At 50.2% G+C, this 20,426-nt stretch carries 16 protein-coding genes and 1 other RNA gene; 10 read left to right on the plus strand and 7 right to left on the minus strand.

From position 1 onward, the window contains the following. Nucleotides 1-17: 17 nt before the first annotated feature. Nucleotides 18-1,274: a hypothetical protein gene (locus O59_RS15395; RefSeq protein ID WP_157152594.1), complete on the minus strand. Its 1,257-nt coding sequence runs from the start codon at nucleotides 1,272-1,274 to the stop codon at nucleotides 18-20. Between the two features lie 434 nt (nucleotides 1,275-1,708). Here O59_RS15395 and O59_RS15400 point away from each other — a divergent pair, with 434 nt between their 5' ends. From O59_RS15400 to O59_RS15420, 6 genes are all read left to right on the plus strand, one after another. Beyond that, on the plus strand, nucleotides 1,709-3,211 hold the full coding sequence (locus tag O59_RS15400; RefSeq protein WP_007644332.1) for an MFS transporter: 1,503 nt from the start codon (nucleotides 1,709-1,711) through the stop codon (nucleotides 3,209-3,211). Between the two features lie 38 nt (nucleotides 3,212-3,249). Then, nucleotides 3,250-4,266, plus strand: a complete 1,017-nt coding sequence (locus O59_RS15405; RefSeq protein WP_007644334.1) for a glycoside hydrolase family 43 protein — start codon at nucleotides 3,250-3,252, stop codon at nucleotides 4,264-4,266. Between the two features lie 80 nt (nucleotides 4,267-4,346). Then, nucleotides 4,347-4,701, plus strand: a transfer-messenger RNA (tmRNA) gene (gene ssrA, locus O59_RS21520). Nucleotides 4,702-4,836: 135 nt separating this feature from the next. Further along, the gene (locus tag O59_RS15410) at nucleotides 4,837-5,832 is read left to right on the plus strand and encodes a Fic family protein (protein ID WP_007644335.1); all 996 of its coding nucleotides are present in this window, start codon (nucleotides 4,837-4,839) and stop codon (nucleotides 5,830-5,832) included. Between the two features lie 54 nt (nucleotides 5,833-5,886). Then, complete coding sequence (locus tag O59_RS15415) at nucleotides 5,887-6,498, plus strand: YigZ family protein (protein ID WP_007644337.1); 612 nt, start codon at nucleotides 5,887-5,889, stop codon at nucleotides 6,496-6,498. 47 nt (nucleotides 6,499-6,545) lie between these two features. After that, a complete protein-coding gene (locus tag O59_RS15420) occupies nucleotides 6,546-7,829 on the plus strand; it encodes a DUF445 domain-containing protein (protein ID WP_007644339.1) in 1,284 nt (427 codons plus the stop codon). An 18-nt stretch (nucleotides 7,830-7,847) separates the two neighbouring features. On the opposite strand, the gene O59_RS15425 is transcribed toward O59_RS15420, so the two are convergent. Further along, the gene (locus O59_RS15425; protein WP_007644340.1) at nucleotides 7,848-8,684 is read right to left on the minus strand and encodes a sulfurtransferase; all 837 of its coding nucleotides are present in this window, start codon (nucleotides 8,682-8,684) and stop codon (nucleotides 7,848-7,850) included. 180 nt (nucleotides 8,685-8,864) lie between these two features. Here O59_RS15425 and O59_RS15430 point away from each other — a divergent pair, with 180 nt between their 5' ends. Beyond that, a complete protein-coding gene (locus tag O59_RS15430; protein WP_040392867.1) occupies nucleotides 8,865-9,725 on the plus strand; it encodes a YciI family protein in 861 nt (286 codons plus the stop codon). Nucleotides 9,726-9,845: 120 nt separating this feature from the next. On the opposite strand, the gene O59_RS15435 is transcribed toward O59_RS15430, so the two are convergent. The 4 genes from O59_RS15435 to O59_RS15450 form a co-directional block, all read right to left on the minus strand. Further along, nucleotides 9,846-11,012, minus strand: a complete 1,167-nt coding sequence (locus O59_RS15435; protein WP_040392868.1) for a low temperature requirement protein A — start codon at nucleotides 11,010-11,012, stop codon at nucleotides 9,846-9,848. A 68-nt stretch (nucleotides 11,013-11,080) separates the two neighbouring features. Beyond that, the gene (locus O59_RS21130; protein WP_050977083.1) at nucleotides 11,081-14,203 is read right to left on the minus strand and encodes an ATP-binding protein; all 3,123 of its coding nucleotides are present in this window, start codon (nucleotides 14,201-14,203) and stop codon (nucleotides 11,081-11,083) included. Beyond that, the gene (locus tag O59_RS15445; RefSeq protein ID WP_007644349.1) at nucleotides 14,151-15,434 is read right to left on the minus strand and encodes an EAL domain-containing protein; all 1,284 of its coding nucleotides are present in this window, start codon (nucleotides 15,432-15,434) and stop codon (nucleotides 14,151-14,153) included. The genes O59_RS21130 and O59_RS15445 overlap by 53 nt, the downstream gene beginning before the upstream one ends. A 28-nt stretch (nucleotides 15,435-15,462) precedes the next feature. Next, nucleotides 15,463-16,386 (minus strand): protein-glutamate O-methyltransferase CheR, encoded by a 924-nt coding sequence (locus O59_RS15450; protein ID WP_007644350.1) that lies wholly within the window; start codon nucleotides 16,384-16,386, stop codon nucleotides 15,463-15,465. A gap of 437 nt (nucleotides 16,387-16,823) precedes the next feature. Here O59_RS15450 and O59_RS15455 point away from each other — a divergent pair, with 437 nt between their 5' ends. Continuing rightward, nucleotides 16,824-18,359, plus strand: a complete 1,536-nt coding sequence (locus O59_RS15455) for a hypothetical protein (RefSeq protein WP_040392869.1) — start codon at nucleotides 16,824-16,826, stop codon at nucleotides 18,357-18,359. Between the two features lie 59 nt (nucleotides 18,360-18,418). Here the strand turns inward: O59_RS15455 and O59_RS15460 are convergent, their stop codons facing one another. Further along, entirely contained in the window at nucleotides 18,419-19,039 is a 621-nt protein-coding gene (locus O59_RS15460; RefSeq protein ID WP_007644352.1) for a response regulator transcription factor, read from the minus strand. 184 nt (nucleotides 19,040-19,223) lie between these two features. Between O59_RS15460 and O59_RS15465 the strand changes: the two genes are divergently transcribed. Then, complete coding sequence (locus tag O59_RS15465) at nucleotides 19,224-20,021, plus strand: ThiF family adenylyltransferase (RefSeq protein WP_007644354.1); 798 nt, start codon at nucleotides 19,224-19,226, stop codon at nucleotides 20,019-20,021. A 177-nt stretch (nucleotides 20,022-20,198) separates the two neighbouring features. Further along, nucleotides 20,199-20,411 carry a periplasmic nitrate reductase, NapE protein gene (locus tag O59_RS15470; RefSeq protein WP_007644355.1) on the plus strand — a complete coding sequence of 71 codons (213 nt, stop codon included), beginning with the start codon at nucleotides 20,199-20,201 and terminating at the stop codon, nucleotides 20,409-20,411. Nucleotides 20,412-20,426 lie beyond the last annotated feature (15 nt).

Raw genomic sequence — 20,426 nt, forward strand, 5'->3', positions numbered from 1 at the left:
GTTCTCGCTGGTAACTGTCAGGTTGGGGCTGCCACTACCAAGGTCAGATTGAGGGTGACCTGGTTTTGCGGATTCAAATAATCCTCCAAGCGCAGCTCGGCCGGATAGGTCCCGACGGGCAAACCACTGGCGTTTATCTGCAATTGCAAGCTGCCCGAACCGGTTCCCACCACATTGCTGGTCGTCAGCCAATGCGCATTGCTAATGGATGTCCACTGGGCGTGATCTCCAGCGGTGAAAGGTAACTCCAAACTGCGCTGCAAATTATCTGACCCATAAACGATGGGGTTAGCCTGCAGCTCTTGCGCACGCGTCATGGCCAGTTCAGAAAACTGGATAGGCGCCTCCACAATGATTTTCATAGTGTGGTGGTCAATGTTAGAAAAGTCGTTTTTATCGACCAGGGTAACGCGCCCTGTGTAAGTCCCCTCGGACAACCATAAAGGGTTAAGGCGATACTCAATATTGCCACTACCGCTGCCTTCCGCGTTGTAAATAGATACGCCCGGAATATCGGTAGAAGCCATCCAATTGGTTTGCGCATCACCGCTAAACGGGAGCTCTGCCCGGTAATCCGAACCCGAAAGGCCAGCCACAAAAATAAGCTCATCAGGTGCCGCCGAAAATACCAGCGGTGCTACCACGGTCAGGTTGTATTGCAAACTTGCGCTATTGGTTGCATTGCCGTTTTCAGCAAGTTGCACAGTACCGGTGTAGTTACCGGGCGTTAGGTCGCGAGTATCAACCCCTAGCATCAACTGGCCGCCTCCAGTACCCGTAGGATTGGAGATCACCAACCAGGGAGCCGATGAGGTCGCTGTCCACGCAGCTGTGCTTTTTCCAGCAAACCAAATATCGGCAACCTGATCCCCCACGGGTTTGCCCGCAACGGCGTAGCGCGTTATGGTTGCTTGTGAAAACGCAAAGTTTTCGGTCACCGACAGCGTTACATTCACCACGCGTTTCTGCAGCGGTTTTTCATTTTTGTCGCCGGTTGCGATAGTAAAATTAGCTGAGTAATTACCGGCCGCCATACCCCATGAACTGGCGGAGATATCAAGCGTGTATTGACTGCCACTTCCCGACAATGACACCGACAACCAAGGCACTTCCGACTGGCCTTCATCGAAACCTGCAACCACATAGGTCACATCACTACCGGTCACATTTATTTGAATAGTTTGATTTAAAAACTCGCCCGACCGCTGGCTGTAGGAAAGACTGGACTTATCAAGAGTAAAAGTACCTTTTGCCGTACCCCCCACCAGATCCACCACCCCCTCCATCACCGCCGCCGCACGCGGTTAACACCAATACTGCCACTGACAGTATTACCATCTTGATTGTCGTCATCGTATCTACCTGAATTTATTGTTGCCGTTATTATTAGTTCCCTATCTCCTCTCAAGCGATTAACTACCCTTCGGTAGCAATTGGATCTAACCTGAGTAAAAGATCGCCCAGGCAAATGATTCATGCGCCAAGGCTCGCGCATCATATCGATTGATTGTGCAAAAAAGCTACGGAGACAAAGGCCACTCTGAAATATATTTTCGTCCACCCTGCCAACGCCGTTAACGGCTGGAAAATCTTTACAAATCCAGACTCAACACCTTATACGCTCATTGACTATAAGAGGTATTTAAGGGATGCTATGGCGACAAGTACACAAGTTTTACCAAACCACCAATAACAAGATGAGATCACCATGACTCAAGCAATTGCCCAGGCTGCTCCCACGGCCGCTGCACACAAACTTTCCGTTGTTGAAAAAGTCGGTTACAGCCTCGGCGACCTGGCTGCCAACCTGATTTTCCAAACCCTGGTGACCTTTCTCGCCTTCTTCTATACCGATGTTTATGGCATTTCTGCCGGCAAAGCCGCGATGATCATGGCCGCAGGCGGTTTATTTGGTGCCTTCTTCACCCCGGTGATGGGCATCATTGCTGACCGAACCAATACCCGCTGGGGTAAATTTCGCCCCTGGCTGCTCTGGACCTCCGTGCCCTTTGGCGCCCTTGCACTGCTGGCCTTTAGCACGCCGGACTTTGAAGAAAACGGTAAGGTCATCTACGCATTTGCCACCTACATTTTGCTGCTGGTGATCTACGCCGCGAACAACCTGCCCTACTCGGCGCTGAGTGGCGTGCTCACCGGCAATATGGCCGAGCGCAACAGTTTGTCGGCTTACCGCTTTGTCGCAGTGATGGTGGCGCAATTTATTATTCAAGTATTGCTCTTGCCGCTGGTATTGATTCTGGGCGACGGCGATAAAGCCGTGGGCTTCCATAACACTATGCTGGTGTTCTCCATTACCGGTACGATTTTCTTTTTGATCGCCTTTATCACCACCAAAGAGCGCATCCTGCCGGTAGTAGAAGCGCGCAATAGCATCGCGCAGGACTTATCTGACCTGTTTAAAAATATCCCCTGGATCATCATGCTACTGGTGACCATTCTGGTGTTTGTCACGCTCGCCCTCAAAGGCGGCATGTACATTTTCTACTTTGAAAATTATTTAAGCGAAGCGCACCTCGCACAATTTTTGGATGACATTGGCTTCAATAATTTTATCGCCGGATTAAATGCTTTATTAACAGGCATGGGTCTGTCGGAATTCCAATGGCCGAAAGATGCGCCCACCTCCACCTTCAGTTTATTTAACGGCTGCGGCATCATCATGATGATTATCGGTATTGGTTTCTCCAAAAACCTCGCCGACAAATTTGGCAAACGCAATGTCTTTGCCGCTGCGCTGTTTGTATCTACCCTGTTTGTATTTGCATTTAATTTTTATGCTGCTGAGAGCATCGGGATTGTATTTATTTCGCAAATTCTGCACGGATTTTTCTACGGCATCACCATCCCACTGCTGTGGGCGATGATTGCCGACGTAGCGGACTATTCCGAATGGAAAAATAACCGCCGCGCTACCGCTATTATTTTCTCCGCGATGATTCTCGGCTTAAAACTGGGCTTGACCATTGGCGGCTCACTGGGCGCCACACTGCTCGCCTACTATGGCTACGACGCCGCGCTGGATGTGCAAAACGCGGAAACCATAGAAGGCATTAAAACGGCTGTGAGCGTATTTGCATCGCTGCCCTTCTTTATTGCCGTAGGTTGCATGTTCTTTTATGCAATTAATAAAACCCTGGAATCGCAAATTGAAGCCGACCTGAACGCGCGACGTCAGGCCGCTGGAAGATAATTATTTTCAACTTGATATGAAGAGAAAGAGAGAATTGTATGGCTGAAGAATGTTTAGCACCCGAAGTCGTCGCGGACTACAAAGCGCGCGCCATTTCACAACCACTGGTTGAACACATCTACACCGCCGATCCATCGGCTCATGTGTTTAATGGCAAACTTTATATTTATCCATCGCACGATATTGAAGCGGGCATTCCGTTTAACGACAACGGCGATCATTTTGGTATGGAGGATTACCACGTAATCTCTCTGGATTCACCCGAAGGCCCCGCCGTCGATAATGGCGTTGCACTGCATGTAAAAGATGTCCCTTGGGCAACTCGCCAAATGTGGGCGCCGGACGCCGCGCATAAAAATGGCAAATATTATTTGTATTTCCCGGCAAAACGCGCGGACGATATTTTCCAAATCGGCGTAGCAGTAAGCGATTCACCCACCGGCCCATTCACCGCCGAACCCGAAGCAATGAACGGCAGTTACTCCATCGACCCGGCCGTGTTTGAAGACGACGATGGCAACTACTACATGTACTTCGGCGGCATTTGGGGCGGCCAGTTGCAGAATTATCGCAACAACCAATACGACGCACAGCGCGGTGAACCCGCCGACCACGAACCAGCCCTCGGTCCCATCATCGCGCGCCTCAGCGACGACATGAAAGAATTCGCCGAAACCCCACGGGAAATTCAAATCCTCGATGAAAACGGCAAACCGCTGCTCGCGGGCGACCACGACCGTCGCTTCTTTGAAGCCTCCTGGGTACACAAGCACAACGGCCTGTATTACTTCTCCTACTCCACCGGCAACACCCACTTTTTGTGCTACGCCACGGGGGATAATCCCTACGGCCCCTTCACCTATCGCGGGCAGATCCTCACCCCGGTAGTGGGTTGGACGACTCACCACTCCGTCTGCAAATATCAGGATCAGTGGTACCTTTTTTATCACGACTCGGTCTTATCAAAAGGCATTACCCACTTGAGATCCATCAAGATGGCCCCACTTACTCATAAGGCGGATGGCAGTATTGAAACAATTGATCCCTACCGTTAAGCGGGGATTAGGAGTAGAATGCCGCCACTCGCTGCTTGACGTGGGACGTTCGCAAGAACAACCCTTCAGGTTAAGCGATTGGGGTCGATTTGGATTCGACGCTGGTAACAAAGCCCAAGGTGCATGTCGTGATGACAGCCAATCACGTTAATCCAAAGCTGTACTTGAATAGTCGCAAACGACGATTCTTACGCTTTAGCAGCTTAATCGCTGCTAACGGTCTGTAACAAGGTGCCAGTACCGCGTTAGAGCCCGTCATACAGAACTGGATCGCAGCAAAGTAAGCCTGGTGCGGCGCTGCTAAAACTCTACAGGATCGCGCTTTTCGTCCTGCCTGTTGGGCTGATAAGCGTTAAATTAATAAACGGACCTAAACATGTAGAGCCGAGGATGGAGTGCTGGCGGACGGGGGTTCAAATCCCCCCGGCTCCACCAACTTCCAAACAAAAAACCCGATCAGGAATGATCGGGTTTTTTGTTTCACCATTTAAATATTCGGCGTAATTGCTATAGTCCAAAAATCATTGGATAAAATGTAGCTATAAGTTTTTCGACACGCAGACTATCGCCATGCCTAAAACCTACCAGCCGCCCCACAGCCTCACCCCAACCATGCTTCGCTTAAGCTCAGCTATAAGTGAAGCGGTGGGCCGCTTGTCAGTTTTGGAGGAAGATAAAAATCTGCGGTTACGCCGAGCTAACCGCATTCGCACAATTCAAGGTTCATTAGCAATCGAAGGTAATACATTAAGCGAAGAACAAATTACCGCAATTCTGGAAGGTAAACGCGTTATAGCACCACCGAAAGAAATTCTGGAAGTTCGTAACGCGATTAAGGCTTATGAACAATTTGAAACATGGAAAGCGACCAGTGAAAAAGACTTGCTGAAAGCCCATACTGTTTTGATGAAAGGTCTTGTTGATGATGCGGGTAGTTATCGTAAGGGCAACGTGGGTGTAATGAATGGCGATCAAGTCGTGCATATGGCACCGCCAGCAAATCGCGTTAAAAATTTAATGGGGGATTTATTCGGTTGGCTTGCAAGCACTGAAGAACACCCACTAATTGCCAGTTCTGTTTTTCACTATGAATTTGAATTTATTCATCCATTCAGTGATGGTAATGGTCGCATGGGACGGCTTTGGCAGACATTAATACTCAATCAATGGAATCCACTGTTTGCGAACTTGTCGTTGGAAAGCATGGTGCATGAGCACCAAAGCGAGTATTACCGAGCAATTAACCTCAGCACGAAAAAGACCGACTCTGCACCGTTTATTGAATTTATGCTGCAGATGATTATGAACACTATTGAATCATCCAACTCTTTAGATACCCCCCAAGTCGCCCCCCAAGTCACCCCCCAAGTCAAAGAATTGCTTTCCGCGCTTAAAGGGGAGATGAGTCGTGACGATTTACAAACAGCCTTGGGCTTACAAGACCGAAAATCATTTAGTGGACGCTATTTAAAACCCGCGCTCAATGCGGGTCTAATTGAAATGACAATTCCTGAAAAGCCCAACAGCCGACTGCAGAAATACCGCTTAACGGGAATTAGCCGCTAAACTTGGCAATTCCCTGCCCTATGCCCCAAAGGGCTTTTGGTTTTTGGAGCCTTGATGTCCACCTACACCATCCTCGCTGAGGCTGTTGAATCCACCACTGAAGAAAAGAACAGTGATTTTCTGACGTTTCTACACCCCGTTACTTCCCGTGAAGAAGCGATGTTGCAGGTGGAGCAATATCGGAAAAAATACCCGGATGCAAACCACGTGTGCTGGGCTTATGTGATTGGCAATACGCGGCAGCCGCAAACCCAGGCGTTTAGTGATGATGGTGAACCTTCCGGTACCGCGGGCAAACCGATGCTGCATGTGCTCACTGAACGTGAAGTGGGAAATTCGCTCGCGGTAGTGGTGCGTTATTTTGGCGGAGTGAAATTAGGTGCGGGTGGATTAGTGCGCGCCTATTCTGCTGCGGTTTCTACGGCGGTTGGGCGCGCGCAGTTAATTGCGGTTACACCGAGCATACAGCTGCAGGTCACGGTGGATTTCGCGAAAGAAACTAAAATTCGGCATATAGTGAACCAGTATCAGGGGCATATTTTGCAGGTGGATTACGCCACCCACGTAACACTGGAGATTAGCCTCGCCGCCGCTGACGCCGAGTTATTTTCGCAACAAGTGATTAATGAAACCGCTGGAGATGCTACTGTGCGGTTACTCAGCTGATAAAACCCGTGGTCGCCCGTGCCGCCGTACTGAAGGGAAATTACTGTATGACCAAAGAAATTGAACTCAAAAAATCCAAACGCCTGGCGGTATATTTTTTAGGGTTTGCGGCGTTCACATTTATCACCACATTATTTTTACCTGTTGATCGTTGGTGGGTTGGGTTAATGCGGGCGATATCGGAAGCGGCGATGGTGGGTGCACTGGCTGACTGGTTTGCAGTGGTCGCATTATTTAAACGGGTGCCTATTCCCATTATTTCCGCGCATACCGAAATTATCCCAAAGAACAAAAATAAAATTGCGGAGAACCTCGCACTGTTTGTGCGGGAGAAATTTCTGGACCCGGATTCCATAGTTGCACTTATCCAAAAACACGACCCCGCACAAAAAGCCGCTGATTGGTTATGCGCAGCAGACAACACCAAAAAACTCGGCGCTTATTTAGTCAAGTTAACGGCGGGTATGATCGATTTTATTGAAGATGCCGCCGTGCAAAAATTCATGACCAAAGCCATTCATGCGATGCTGGATAAAATGGATTTATCTACCTCGGCTGGCATGTTACTGGAAGTGATGACCAAAAATAATCGCCACCAAGCGCTGCTCAACGAAGGTATTAACCAATTTGCGCTGATTTTGCGCGAAGAAGATACCCAAGCATTTATTGCCGAGGGCATTATTGAATGGCTGAAAGAAGAACATCCCATCGCGGAAAAAATAGTGCCCTCCGCCTGGGTTGGCAAAGCCGGGGCGGAAATCGCAATTAAAGCAGCGAGCCGGCTACTGAATGAGGTGAACGACAATCAAGAGCATCCACTCCGCTTAAATTTTGATAGATACACACAAGAATTTATTCAAAAACTCAAAACAGACCCGGAGTTTTTTGCGAAGGCGGAAGAAATAAAACACTATTTGAAAAACGATGAAACTTTCAATACGTATATGGGCGCACTCTGGCGCGACCTGAAAGACTGGATCAAACGCGACTGCGCCGATAAAAACTCGGTTCTGCACGCTAAAATTTCCGAGACAGGACAATGGCTTGGCAAAACCCTGGCCGAGGATGCAAGCCTGCGCCAATCGCTCAATTTACACATGGAAGATGCCGCAAAAAAAATGGCGCCCGATTTTGCGCAATTTTTAACGGTACATATACGCGATACGGTGAAAAGTTGGGACAGTAAGGAGATGTCGCACCAGATTGAACTGAATATCGGCAAAGATCTGCAGTACATCCGCATCAACGGCACCATCGTGGGTGGGTGCATCGGTTGCCTGCTGTATTTAATTGTTCACGCGCAGGAGATTTTTCAGTTTGTGGTGAATTAAATCCTGCGCCTGAAACCCTTAAGTTCCGCTGGAGGAAACTTCAATCGGCAGCGATTCAATTGCGCCCCACTCGGCCCAGGAACCGTCGTACACGCGAATATTGTGATAACCGCACAACAGCGCCGCAACGTAACCAATGCAGGCTGTCACACCCGAGCCGCAGGAAAAAATTAATTGCTGATCACCACTGCAGCCAGCCTCCTGAAATAATTTTTCCAATTCCGCACGCGGTTTGAAGCGGCCGTCGCGAATAAAATTGGCGTAGGGAATATTGGCCGAACCGGGAATATGGCCACTGCGTACACCCGCGCGCGGCTCGGGCACCTGACCATTAAACCGCGCGGCGCCTCTGACATCGATAATACAAATATTCGCCTTGCCAATCGCCGCTAATACATCTTCTTTTGTTGCCACGCGGTTGCTTTGCTCGTGCGCACTAAAATCCCCTTCAGGGTTTGCAGTAAGGGTTTCATGAGCAATGGGATAACCACTCGCCTTCCATGCGGGAATACCGCCGTTTAGCAGCAACACATTATTGCAGCCCATCATCGTCAGGTTGAACCACACCCGCGGCGCCGAATAAATGCCGATGTTGTCGCACACCACTATGGTGGAATCATTATTGATGCCCAGTGCTCGCGCTTTGGATTCAAAATCGCGGGCGGATAACAGCGTATGCGGGAAGGGCGCGTCGGGTTTTGAAAAATCATCAATATCAAACAGCCGCGACGCGGGAATAAAATCTGACTCATTCAGGGATTCCGCTGCCACACCCACCGGCCGCAATAGGCAGCAGAGCAATAGACTATTATCCTGTTTGAGGATTTCCTGCAGTTGCGCGGCTTCAATTAACATGATGACTCCTTGGGATAGTGTGGTTTGAGCAGGTTCGCCCCTGCTGCAGGGATTGCGCAAAATAATAACCCATTCGCAAAAAATTTTTATCGGCCTGTCGAATTCCCGTAACCCTGTTCGACTATTTATCAGTAATACCCTAAAACTTCCCAAACAACTGTTCACTGAAGGAGAACAACAATGAAAGTCATGGTAATGGTAAAAGCCTCTGCAGGTTCTGAAGCGGGAAAAATGCCGAGCGAAGCGCTGATGACGGCGATGATGAATTTTAACGAAGAGCTGGTGAAGGCTGGCATTATGGAGTCCGGCGATGGGCTTAAACCCACCAGCCAAGGCGTGCGCGTACGTTTTGATGGCAGCCAGCGTGTGGTCACCACCGGCCCCTTTACCGAAACCAACGAATTAATTGCGGGCTATTGGATTTGGAATGTGAGCTCCATGGAAGAGGCCATCGAATGGGTGAAAAAGTGCCCCAATCCCATGGAAGAGGAAGCATCCGATATTGAAATTCGCACCTTTTATGACATAGAAGATTTTGCCGACGCTGACCCCGAGGGCAAATCCCGCGCGCAAGACGCGGCACTGCGCCAGGCACTGGCGATGCAAAAAGTGGAAGTGAATAACTATTTATTTTTCTCCGGCCGCTGCGATGAAGCGCTGGCGTTTTATCAACAACATTTAAATGCCGCGATTAAATTCCTGATTCGCTTTAACGAAAGCCCCGACCCCATGCCCGAAGGCATGTTGCAAGCAGGCTTTGAAAATAAAGTGATGCACGCGGAATTCAGCCTTGGCAATGCCGTAGTCATGGCGTCCGATGGTTGTAATGATGTGGAAAAGTTCAGCGGCTTTCGCCTCACCTTAACGGTACCGAGCGAAGACGAAGCGCGCCGTATTTTTACAGCGCTGGCCAGCAATGGCGGCACAGTGGATATGCCGCTGATGCAAACCTTTTGGTCGCCGCTGTACGGCCAAGTGACCGATCAATTTGGCGTGGGTTGGATGGTGATGTTGCCGGGTGAAGAGCCAGCGCAGAGCTAATTCTGCGCAGAGTAAATGGGTGATAACACGGGCAGTCTCTTTAGCCGATAAAACCGGCTGAAGAAACTGCCCGTTTTTTTATCTATCGTTTTTTATCTATCGTTTCTTATTAACAGTTTTTTACGCATCGCGTTTAACCACCAGCGTTTCCCACACAGCAACCACAATCAGAATGCCAGTAGTCACCGCACTTAATGCCAATGCAGAGAAATGGTGATGGGTGGCAAGTGGAATGGCACTGCACAACAACAGCAAACCAACCATGTGTGACAAAGGCGGCGTGCGACGGTCATTGGTCACCCACTTAAACAACATGCAGCCCGCTAAATAAAGCGCAGGGCCACCAATAATGGCCGCAATACCCGCAGGGGTTGCATGATCGGGATGCGCAAGCACCAGTTCATCGGCAACAGCGCAGACAATAATCCCGGCAATAATCGGGGCATGCATGTAGGTGTAAGCAAGGCGCGCCTGGCTGCCGGGGTCTGCGGAATGCAGGATGCGATGATGGGCGCGCTGCAAACCGGAATCAAAATAAATCCACCACAGGGCGAGTGAACCAATCACCGCGATTAAAAAGGCGCTGATTACCTCTGCGCTCCATTGTTGCTCCGCAAAGGTGGCGCCCGTCACCAGGAGCGATTCACCCAGCGCGATAATCACAAACAGCGCGCAGCGCTCTGCCATGTGATTGCCTTCCACATCCCAATCGCTGGTGCTGGAACGCCCTAAACCCGGCACCCAAAAAAGCGCGGCAGGCGAAATAAATTCGATAAAAAAGGCGATGCACCACAAAAGCAAACGCTGTTGGCCTTCGTGTAGCCCACCGGCAATCCAAAAAATGGCAGAGAAACACAACCAGATAAAAATGCGCTGAAAACTGCGCACAAAATTCGGTTTGCTGTGGCGAATGGCGTAAAGAAAAAACGCAGTGCGCCCGACTTGCATAAATACGTAAGCACAGGCGAATAACAAACCGCGCTCGGTAAATGCAGCCGGAATAGACACTGACATCAGCAGGCCAGCTAACATCAGCGCAAATAAACACAAACGCACCGGCAGGCGATCCGGATCGAGCCAATTAGTAACCCAGGAGGTGTAAATCCATACCCACCATACGGCGAGCAATAACAACAAATGTTTTAACACACCATCGAGCGTTAAATTGGCCAGCAGGGAATGGGAGAGCTGGGTGATCGCAAATACAAAAACCAAATCAAAAAACAATTCGACCATCGCGACCTTGCCACTTTGGTCGCTGCCTCTAACGCGCAGTAACGACAACATCAATCAACCCTCGCCCTCAATAATGTGAGGCGCCACCATAACAGCCCGCGTGCAGAAGTGGGAGCCACTCAGGTTGTTGCCGCCGGTAGCCCCAATTCCACCAACTCCACCATCGCCTGCAATTCCTGACTGACTGCCTGGGTAGCGGATTGAAGCCGGGACTGGTTTTGAAGTGAGGTTTGATCACTAGCGTTATCGCGCAGCAGTTGTTCGAGTTGTTGCGCCAATTGCTCCAATGTATTCATCCCCAAACTGCCCGCGAGGGATTTGAGCGAGTGCACCTGGTTAAGGGCGTCCGCTGGGTCCTGGGCGATTAGCGCCACTAAGCCGCTAGCCAAACTGGCGCGCTCGGCGGCAAACCGCTCCAGCAGGCGACGGTAGAGGGCGTGGTTGTGCATCAGGTTGTGCAGGGCGCGCTGGGTGTCTATACCGCCGCACTGCAATATGTCGAAGGGATCGGCGGCGGCAACCAAGGGCACAACTTGATGTTGCGCCTGACCCCAGCGGCGCAATACCGCTTGCAGCTGCGCAGGTTCAATTGGCTTGGATAAATAGTCATCCATGCCCGCCGCCAGATAGGCTTCGCGGTCGCCCGGCAGCGCATTGGCGGTAACGGCCACAATCGGGATAAACGTGCCCGCTGCCAGCGCCCGGATGCGCGCGGCAGCTTCTACGCCGTCCATGCCCGGCAGCTGGATATCCATCAAAATCAGCGCAAAATGCTGCTGCTCCACCGCGGCAATTGCCTCTGGCCCCGAGCCGACACAGGTTACTTGCACCCCCATGCCGGTGAGTAGCGACTCAATGATTTCCTGATTGAGCAGGTTGTCCTCCACTACCAGCACCGGGCAAAGCGCCGGTAGCGATTGCTCTGCCGATTGCTCTGTTGATCGCCCCGCGAGCGGTTCAGTTCCGGCGTTGTGAGCGGGTTTATCGAGCGTGACCCGCAAGCGGAAACAGCTGCCCTGCCCCGGAATACTTTTTACATCGATATGCGCGCCCATAAGTTCCGCGAGATTTTTGCAAATGGATAGCCCCAACCCCGTGCCTTCAAAACGGCGCGCACTGGAGCTGTCCACCTGCTCAAACGGTTGGAATAACCTGGGCAACTGCTCGACCGCGATACCTATGCCGGTGTCCTCCACATCAAATAATAATTCCACCTGCTCCGGCCAATCGCGCACCTTGGTGACGCGCAGGATCACCCCGCCCTGATCGGTAAATTTCACCGCGTTGGCGCAAAAGTTAATCAGTATCTGCCCCAGGCGCAGCTCGTCACCCAGCAGGGTTTTAGGGATGGTCGGGTCTATGTCCGCGCGTAGGGTAAGGCCTTTGGCGGCGGCTTTTTCAAAGACCAGATCCAGGGTTTTATCCACCAATTGCTCAACCGCAAAGGGGTTGTTGTCCAGGCTGAGTTTGCCCGCCTCCATGCGCGAGAAATTCAAAATATCGTTAATAATTTGCAGCAGGTGTTCACCCGAACCGCGCATTTTTTCCAGATAAATCCGCAGCCGCAGTTCCGGCCCGCTGGCCAAGGCCACATGGGCGAGGCCGATAATGGCGTTGAGCGGCGTGCGGATTTCATGGCTCATATTGGCGAGGAACTCGGCCTTGGAGTGCGACGCGGCCAGCGCTTCGTCCTTGGCGATCATCAACTCGCGGGTGCGCTCGCTCACCAGTTGTTCCAGATTTTGGTTGACCAGCGCCAGCTGCTGGTTGGCCACCACCCGCTCGGTAGAATCCACCCAGATGGTCGCGATGGCCTGGGGCGATTGACCGCGATGGTAGACCACCGGAAAACGCACTATGCGGTAGTAGCGCGGCTTGCCCTCGGCATCCAGCACTTCGCTGATAAAATCCTTGTGGTAGGAATCGCTGTCCAATTCCCGCTCTGCATCCACCAGTGGCCGCAGCCAGGAGGGAATAGGCAGTTGGTCGATATTGCGCCCGAGCAGTTCGGTTTTGCCCAGCCCCACCAATTCGCAAAACGAGGGGTTGACCACAATGATGTGGTGATTGAGCGAGGTCATGTGAATGGGCGGCGGCAGGTTGTCCAGCAGTGAGCGAAAGCGCCCCTCACGGATCGATAGCCGGCGCCGGTTAATTATCGCCGCGCCGGTGAGCAACACTATCAGCAGGTTGGCGCCAATGCTGAGCGCGACAATAATATTGCGCGAGGCCAAATAGGGCGACATAGCTTCGTGCATGTCCTGCTCGACAATAATGCCCAGCTCCATCTCCTCCAGCCAACGCCCCGCCCCCGCTACCGCCACACCGCGATAATCCTGATAACCCAGGCTGACATAGGCACCCTGGCGATTAATTAAAAAATCCACCATCCGTGTCATTGGGCTTTGGCTGCCCTGCAGCGAGAAGTGATCGGCCATGACCTGTTCGCCCGCTTTGGTGGCCGAAAACCGCGGCGGGGTGACAAATATGCCCTTGCGATCAATCGCGTAAATTTCGCCCGAGGCGCCACTGCGGCCATTGAAAAAAATGGGAAAGAAACTGGATTGGGTGTTAAAGCGCAAACAGAAATAACCGGGGGTAGTGAGGTTTTCATCCAGCGCGATACACATGTTTTGCATAAGTGTACCGGCGGGTTGCGGGCCGCGCGGGCCATCGATAGGGAGCATGGCAGCGACCGGGCGGGAAATGGCCGGGCGATTGGCCAGGGCTTTATCCAATACCTCGTGGGTTTCGGCCAGGCGCACCGGCTGCCGGCGATAACTGGCACTACTCGCTGCGACCAATACCCGCTCGCGATTGATCACCGAATAGCCATCAAAACCCATCACCATCAGCACCGGGTAAAGCCAATCACGCAGGGCGTCGTGGGTGGCGGGGTTGTTCCCCTGCTCCATCAGCACCTGTTTGATCAGTGTGCGCCCCTGTACCGAATTGGCGAGCATATGAATCGCCGCCAAATTCTGCTGCTGCCAAACGTTAATCAATTCCGAGAAGGAGTTAAGCGAACCCTGCAAGTGCTCGCGCACTATGCGCTCCTGGGTAGTGTGTACATGACGCAGGGCAAAGAGGGTAGAAAAAATCAGCAGGGCTATGGCTAGCACTGCTGATAAGAGGGTGGGATTGACCAGCGATAAAAAAGGAAAGCGTTGCGCTACACGAGCAGAGTATTCAGTTATCCAGCGATAGAGGTTTGGCATATGGTGTTTGACTTTGCGCAGCACGTTCAATCCAGCCCAGCAACTCGCGTCCGGGTAATGGTCGCGCCAGCAGGAACCCTTGCGCCTGATTACAACCCAGGCTTTGCAGCAAGTGTAGCTCGGCTTCGGTCTCTACACCTTCGGCCACGGTTTTAATCCCCAAACGGGTGCCGGTATCGATAGCGGATTTCAAAATATTGCGCAGGTACTGGCGCTCGGGTGCACCGTGTACAAAGGAGCGATCAATCTTTAACTCGGAAAAAGGAAAGCGTGACAACTGCTGCATGGAGGAAAACCCCGTGCCGTAATCGTCGATAGAAATACCAAAACCTTTCAAGCGCAAGCGGCTGATAGTGGCGAGCGCGGAGGGTAAATCCACCACCAGCGCGCTCTCGGTAATTTCAAACGTAATAAAATGCGCGGGGATGCCCTGGCGAATTACCCGCTGGATAATTTCATTGGCGAGGTTGAATTCCGCGAGGGATTTGGCCGAGAGGTTAATGGCCACCGGAATATATTGCCCGTGCTCCCACCAGTTATTCATGTCCTGCAGTATTTGCTCTAGCAGCGACAGGGTTAAATCGCCAATCAGCCCATGCTCCTCCGCCAGCGGAATAAACAAACTGGGTGGAATCCAATCGCCTTGGGCATTTTTCCAGCGCGCAAGCGCCTCCACACCGGCGACCTGCATGGTGTTTAAATCCAGCTTGGGCTGGTAAAACACTTGAATATTGGCGCGCTCCAGCGCTTGTTTCAGCTGGGCCAGATCGGGCGCCAAGGCGTTTTTGGTATCCGTGCCGGGCGCCGCAGTGGCAGCGCTGTAGCTACTCAGGGCATCGGCTAAATCGGCGGGGTTAATCGGTTTACGGAAGGCACCGAGCAGGGTAATGCCCAGCGCTTCGGCCATAGTGGCAACGGCGCTAATCAGCACTTCATCGGAACTGCTGGCGAGAATCACCGCCGGTTTATGGGCAAAGGTAGCAATTTGTTGCAGCACTTCTATGCCATCCATGACCGGCATTTCCAGATCCAGCATCATCACCGCAGGCGGTTGGGCGATGCTGGCTAAATGTTCCAGCGCCACCTTGCCGTTCGCCGCTTCAATCACTTGGCTAATGCCAAACGCACTCAAGCACAAATGCGCGCTGTAGCGGTGCATGCTGCTGTCGTCCACCACCATTACCCCACGCTGGTGTAAATCTGCGTGCAGATCGGCTACCGGGCTGAGGTTGATGGATGAGTGCAAAGAAATCATACAAGGCTTCTCGTGATTAAACCGCCAGTTAGCTGGCGATGCGGCCAAACGCAGCGCTGTGCGGAGCAAGCTCTGCGCGCTGCAGGCTAAACGCGGCGCGCTGGGAATTAGTTTCCGCACGCTCGACGTGGTTTTTATTAACAGTAATAGGTTTGCGATAAATAGAGGGGCGCAGTGTATCCACTGGCACCTGTAAACCCTGCAAGCTTTCGCAGTGCCCCAGAATTAACCATCCACCGGGGCGCAGTGCTTGCAACACATTATTCAGTACTTGTTGTTTGGTCGGGTTATCAAAATAAATCAGCACATTGCGCAAAAAAATCACATCGAACTTTTCCTGCTCGGAACGCGGGTGCAGCAAATTGTGCAATTCAAAATTCAGCGGCGCGCGCAGCGAGGGAACAACAGCCAACATACCGTCATATTCGCCAATGCCACGGCGACAAAAACGCTTTAAATAATCTGCCGGCATATGGTTGATGCGCTCGGCACGATACACACCCTGACGCGCGTGTTCCAGCACCTTGCGCGAAATATCGGTAGCCAAAATAGTCCAGTTGCTGGTGCCCAAACAATCCGCCAGCACCATCGCAATACTGTATGGCTCTTCGCCGGTGGAGGCAGCGGCGCACCAAACACGCATGGTGCCGCTACCTTGGCGGGGAATTATCTCGTTGCGCAAAAAATCAAAATGCGCAGGTTCGCGGAAGAAATAGGTTTCATTGGTGGTGAGCAAATCGAGCATGATGTCGCGCTCATCCGCACCTTCGGGGCGAGCAATAAAATTGACGTAGGCGTCGTAGTTGGTGAACCCATAAATCGCCAAACGACGCCACAAACGACCTGTCACCAACGCGGTTTTATCCGGGCCAATCACAATGCCTGCCGTGCGATAGACAAACTCGCGGATCTTACCCAAGGCAGAGGCGCTGATGTCGTTGTGGAAATTCATCTATTCAAACTATCCAAAGTAAAAGGGTGAGCCAATTGTTATGACTAGCAGTGGTTCACAGTGTGATGGTTAGGCAAAAAAGACGTGAGAGTAAAAATACTCAGGTGCTGTGAGGGGAAACCCCTAGAAACCACCAAACAACCCGTATTGCCACTTCCCTTTTTCTGGCTTTGGCACCAACCTCGTTACTTATTGATAAGTGACAAAGTTGGTATCAGAGCATAATTTGCTTTTTAATAACATGGACGAAGTCCGCAAGTGCACGGGAGACCAGAGGAATACCGGAGGGTATATAGTGCACACTGTCTACACTTGCATGGCACCCGGAAAAACTACGGCAGGTATTGGGAATACCATTGACTAAGTTAAATAGTTACTATAGATATAATTTCTTAAAAAAACTAAGAACGAAAAACCAAAAAAACAGGATTTTTAAAATGGAGAATTACAAAAAAATGCTAATAACTATTATTGGTATCGGAGTATTTTTGTTGATAACTGCTTGCTCATTTCCTGGAAACAAATCCAAAATAAAACAACTGCCAGAGCTGGCAAACATTAACACAAAACAACACCATGAAATTCAATCCATCAGCGGCTATCCTGAATCAACACTTTTTCATGTTAAAACTAACAATACCTATATAATAAGCACCCGGCTACGCACTTATGGGTCATTTAATTGGCGACATTATTGGCGAATTTCAGCCAAGGGAGAGCTACTTGAATCGTTTGCCATTGAAGGGCTACATGATTTCACACTCGCTGGAGTTTTATTTAATAAAACTAGCTATATAGACTGGCCTCTAACTGGCGACACACATGAAAAAAAATACCATCAGATAATCAATGGCAACAATATTGACGAAAACACACTGAAAAACTATTTTTCAGAAAGCGAGGACATACTGTGGAATAAAGTATATACAAATAATGACGCCAGAGAGGAATACCATTTATACCTAAAAAAACAAAACCAATGGACTCTAATAATTTCTGATAAAGCTTTATTCGATAAACTGCAGTCGAATTGGCCGTCGATACGCCAACTATCTGCAAAAAACTCCAATCAAGACGAGTCTGTTAGTAACGCTAATCACAAATTACCTGCAACAAAAAAAACCTATTCACAGCAACCCTTAACCACCTTGGATTGGACAGAGGTAGAATTCACTCTCGCCCAACCTACCTTTGGGCCAGTTAATTACAAAGGTTTTAAAAGTGAATACAGTGTAAAACCATCGTTTATGTCACAAAGCGGCTGGACTGGCAGAATCGGAAAGGGTGCTCTTCAGGTTTTATTTGATAATCAGGTTTACGACTTTAAAACGTATATGCGTGAAACGACTCCTGTACACAGTGAATACTCACCAAAAATGCACATATATCACTCTCCTCCAAGTGAAGCACTGACTCCTTTTTTACTTTTGCAACTTAACGCAGCGGGATCAGGAATCGACCGTGACGATAGTGAAGCTGGAATCTATATTCTTCGCAAAGTAAATTCATTCAATTCAAACGACCAATCACCCATCAGCCAGATACAATTTAAAGATTTCCAGATAGCACCTGTAATACGCTGGGTAACTGACACAAATGGATACAGGGAAGATTGGCCTAATAAATTTTCAGCAAAAGATGTGAAATTACCCAAGTCACTAAAAAAATTACCAGCCTATATAGATTTCTATTTTTCACCACCACAATCAATCATAAAAAATTCAACAATCAATTTGATTATTAACGATAAAACCTGGAAATGGGAAAATTCAGCTTCTATTTATGCGACCCTCTACTTTGATCAAAGAGAAATGACAGATGCCATTAGAGAATTGGGGAGCAATAATCTAACGCTTAGCATCAAATCAGAGTTGCAAGAACAATCCATAAAATTAATTATGGCAATTGAGTCCACTGAACGATCCATTCACTTGAAAAAAGCTACGCTGGTTTCAAAATCAAGTGAAAGTTAAAATTTAAAAAAAATAATAAAATTGAGCTGTCATATTGCCGAATAAAAAATATTTACCGCTCACCGCCCAAAAATCACAATAAAATCCCGCATCAATTCCATCGCGGAATTCACGCGCAATTTTTCCATAATGCGCGCGCGGTGATTTTCTACCGTGCGCACACTCAAATTGAGTTTTGCGGCTATGTCTTTGCTGGATAGACCGGCGAGAACTTCGTGCAGAACTTCTTGCTCTTTGGGTGTGAGAAGGGCGATGCGCGCTTCGCGGGCGGCGAGTTGTAGGCGCTGTTGGTGTAACTCGCGGCTGAGGGCGAGTGCGGCTTGTAGTTTTTCCAGAAATTGATGGCCTTGAATGGGTTTTTCGACAAAATCGAAGGCGCCTTGTTTCATCGCTTCCACTGCGGCGCTGACTTCGGCGTAGCCGGTGACGATAATCAGCGGTGGCGGTACCGGGTAGCGCGCTTGCAAGGTTTTGTGTAGCTGCAGGCCGCTCACGCCGGGCATGCGCATATCGGAAATCACACATTCGCAGGGGCGCGGGCTGTAGGCCTGCAAAAATGCCTCGGCGCTGTTAAAACACAGGGGTTGCACCCCAATCGGCTCAATAATGCCGCTCATCAGCTCCAGCGTGATGCTGTCATCGTCGATAAGGTAGGCGGTAGCAAACGCAGCGGTATTCATGTCACTCCTTAGGGATAAACGGCTGGCCGTATTATGGTGCTTCTCATGCCAGAATAGCTGTAAGTGAGTGTAGCAGAGGGCAGCGGATTTCACGGCCAGCGCTTGTATTCGCCGGTCATCTCCGTTAAAAAGCCGCCTCGCAATCTGCGCGCCGCCACTGGATACATTTGCCCCTGAGTTATTTATGAACAGACCTCTCACCCCCGAATACCTGCAGCGTTTTGGTGGCCTGGGCCGACTTTACGGCCAAGCCGCCCTGCCCGCGCTAACGAATGCACATTTTGCAGTGATTGGTTTGGGCGGTGTGGGCACCTGGGTAGCGGAAGCATTGGCGCGTTCAGGGGTGGGCGAACTGACGCTGATTGAAATGGATGAGGTTTGTATCACCAATACCAACCGCCAATCCCACGCGCTGCAATCCACCATTGGCCAATCCAAAAATCAGGTGATTAGCGAACGCCTGCGCGATATCAACCCCGAATTAATTATTCATTCGGTGGAAGATTTTATCGACGATCAAAATATGAAAGCGCTGATTGGCAAACACCACCATGTAGTGATTGATGCGATTGACGCCGCGCATTTAAAAGCGCGACTGGTGGCTTATTGTTTGGCGATAAAAGTGCGCCTTATCACCATTGGTTCCTCGGGAGGCAAACGCAGCCCGCAAGCGGTCACGGTGGATGATTTGGGCCGCAGTATTAGCGACCCGATGCTCGGCAAAGTGCGCACGCAGCTGTATCGCCACCACAATTTTGCGCGCGATAAAAATCGCAAATTTCGCGTGGATGCAGTGTATTCCACCGAACAGATGATTTACCCCAAACCCGACGGCTCGGTGTGTATGGATAAACAAGCATTGGCCGATGGTGTCAAGCTGGATTGTGCCGGCGGTTTTGGCTCCAGCATGATGGTTACCGCCAGTTTTGGACTGGCGGCGGCGAATCGCGCCATTGAGCGTTATTTAACAAAAGTGCTGTAAAAAACTAAGCGCCATTTAAAAAACAGAAACTGTTTAAAAACAACGTTTAATTTCATTTAGTTTTTAAAACCCTTCAAAACTTGATTTCCATCAAGTAGTGCGCGCCATTTTGTTGCACTCCTCACCAATTAAACTAGGCTGAAGACCGGAGTTAGTAATAACCCTTGGAGAAAGCCAATGCAGGACCTGCCCATCGCTGAAGAGTGCGCAGAAAATAGCGCCGAAGACGCCCAACGCAATCAACAACAAAAACAAAAAAAACGCGAATGGCGCTTATTCATTTTTATCATCGTTTTCCTCTTTCCTATTCTGACCGTGGCACTTGTCAGTGCGATGGGGTTTTCTATTTGGTTTTATCAACTTATCGCCGGGCCACCAGGTGCAGGCTAATGAAATAATTTGGCA

The organism is Cellvibrio sp. BR, from assembly GCF_000263355.1.
Lineage (GTDB): Bacteria > Pseudomonadota > Gammaproteobacteria > Pseudomonadales > Cellvibrionaceae > Cellvibrio.

Bases quoted from the DNA above. Each gene is read 5' to 3' on its own strand.
- O59_RS15410 (WP_007644335.1), top strand. From the start codon at position 4,837: ATGCCTAAAACCTACCAGCCGCCCCACAGCCTCACCCCAACCATGCTT.
- O59_RS15450 (WP_007644350.1), bottom strand. From the start codon at position 16,386: ATGAATTTCCACAACGACATCAGCGCCTCTGCCTTGGGTAAGATCCGC.
- O59_RS15425 (WP_007644340.1), bottom strand. From the start codon at position 8,684: ATGTTAATTGAAGCCGCGCAACTGCAGGAAATCCTCAAACAGGATAAT.
- O59_RS15460 (WP_007644352.1), bottom strand. From the start codon at position 19,039: ATGAATACCGCTGCGTTTGCTACCGCCTACCTTATCGACGATGACAGC.
- O59_RS15415 (WP_007644337.1), top strand. From the start codon at position 5,887: ATGTCCACCTACACCATCCTCGCTGAGGCTGTTGAATCCACCACTGAA.
- O59_RS15420 (WP_007644339.1), top strand. From the start codon at position 6,546: ATGACCAAAGAAATTGAACTCAAAAAATCCAAACGCCTGGCGGTATAT.
- O59_RS15405 (WP_007644334.1), top strand. From the start codon at position 3,250: ATGGCTGAAGAATGTTTAGCACCCGAAGTCGTCGCGGACTACAAAGCG.
- O59_RS15400 (WP_007644332.1), top strand. From the start codon at position 1,709: ATGACTCAAGCAATTGCCCAGGCTGCTCCCACGGCCGCTGCACACAAA.
- O59_RS15445 (WP_007644349.1), bottom strand. From the start codon at position 15,434: ATGATTTCTTTGCACTCATCCATCAACCTCAGCCCGGTAGCCGATCTG.
- O59_RS15430 (WP_040392867.1), top strand. From the start codon at position 8,865: ATGAAAGTCATGGTAATGGTAAAAGCCTCTGCAGGTTCTGAAGCGGGA.
- O59_RS15465 (WP_007644354.1), top strand. From the start codon at position 19,224: ATGAACAGACCTCTCACCCCCGAATACCTGCAGCGTTTTGGTGGCCTG.
- O59_RS15455 (WP_040392869.1), top strand. From the start codon at position 16,824: ATGGAGAATTACAAAAAAATGCTAATAACTATTATTGGTATCGGAGTA.
- O59_RS15435 (WP_040392868.1), bottom strand. From the start codon at position 11,012: ATGTTGTCGTTACTGCGCGTTAGAGGCAGCGACCAAAGTGGCAAGGTC.
- O59_RS15470 (WP_007644355.1), top strand. From the start codon at position 20,199: ATGCAGGACCTGCCCATCGCTGAAGAGTGCGCAGAAAATAGCGCCGAA.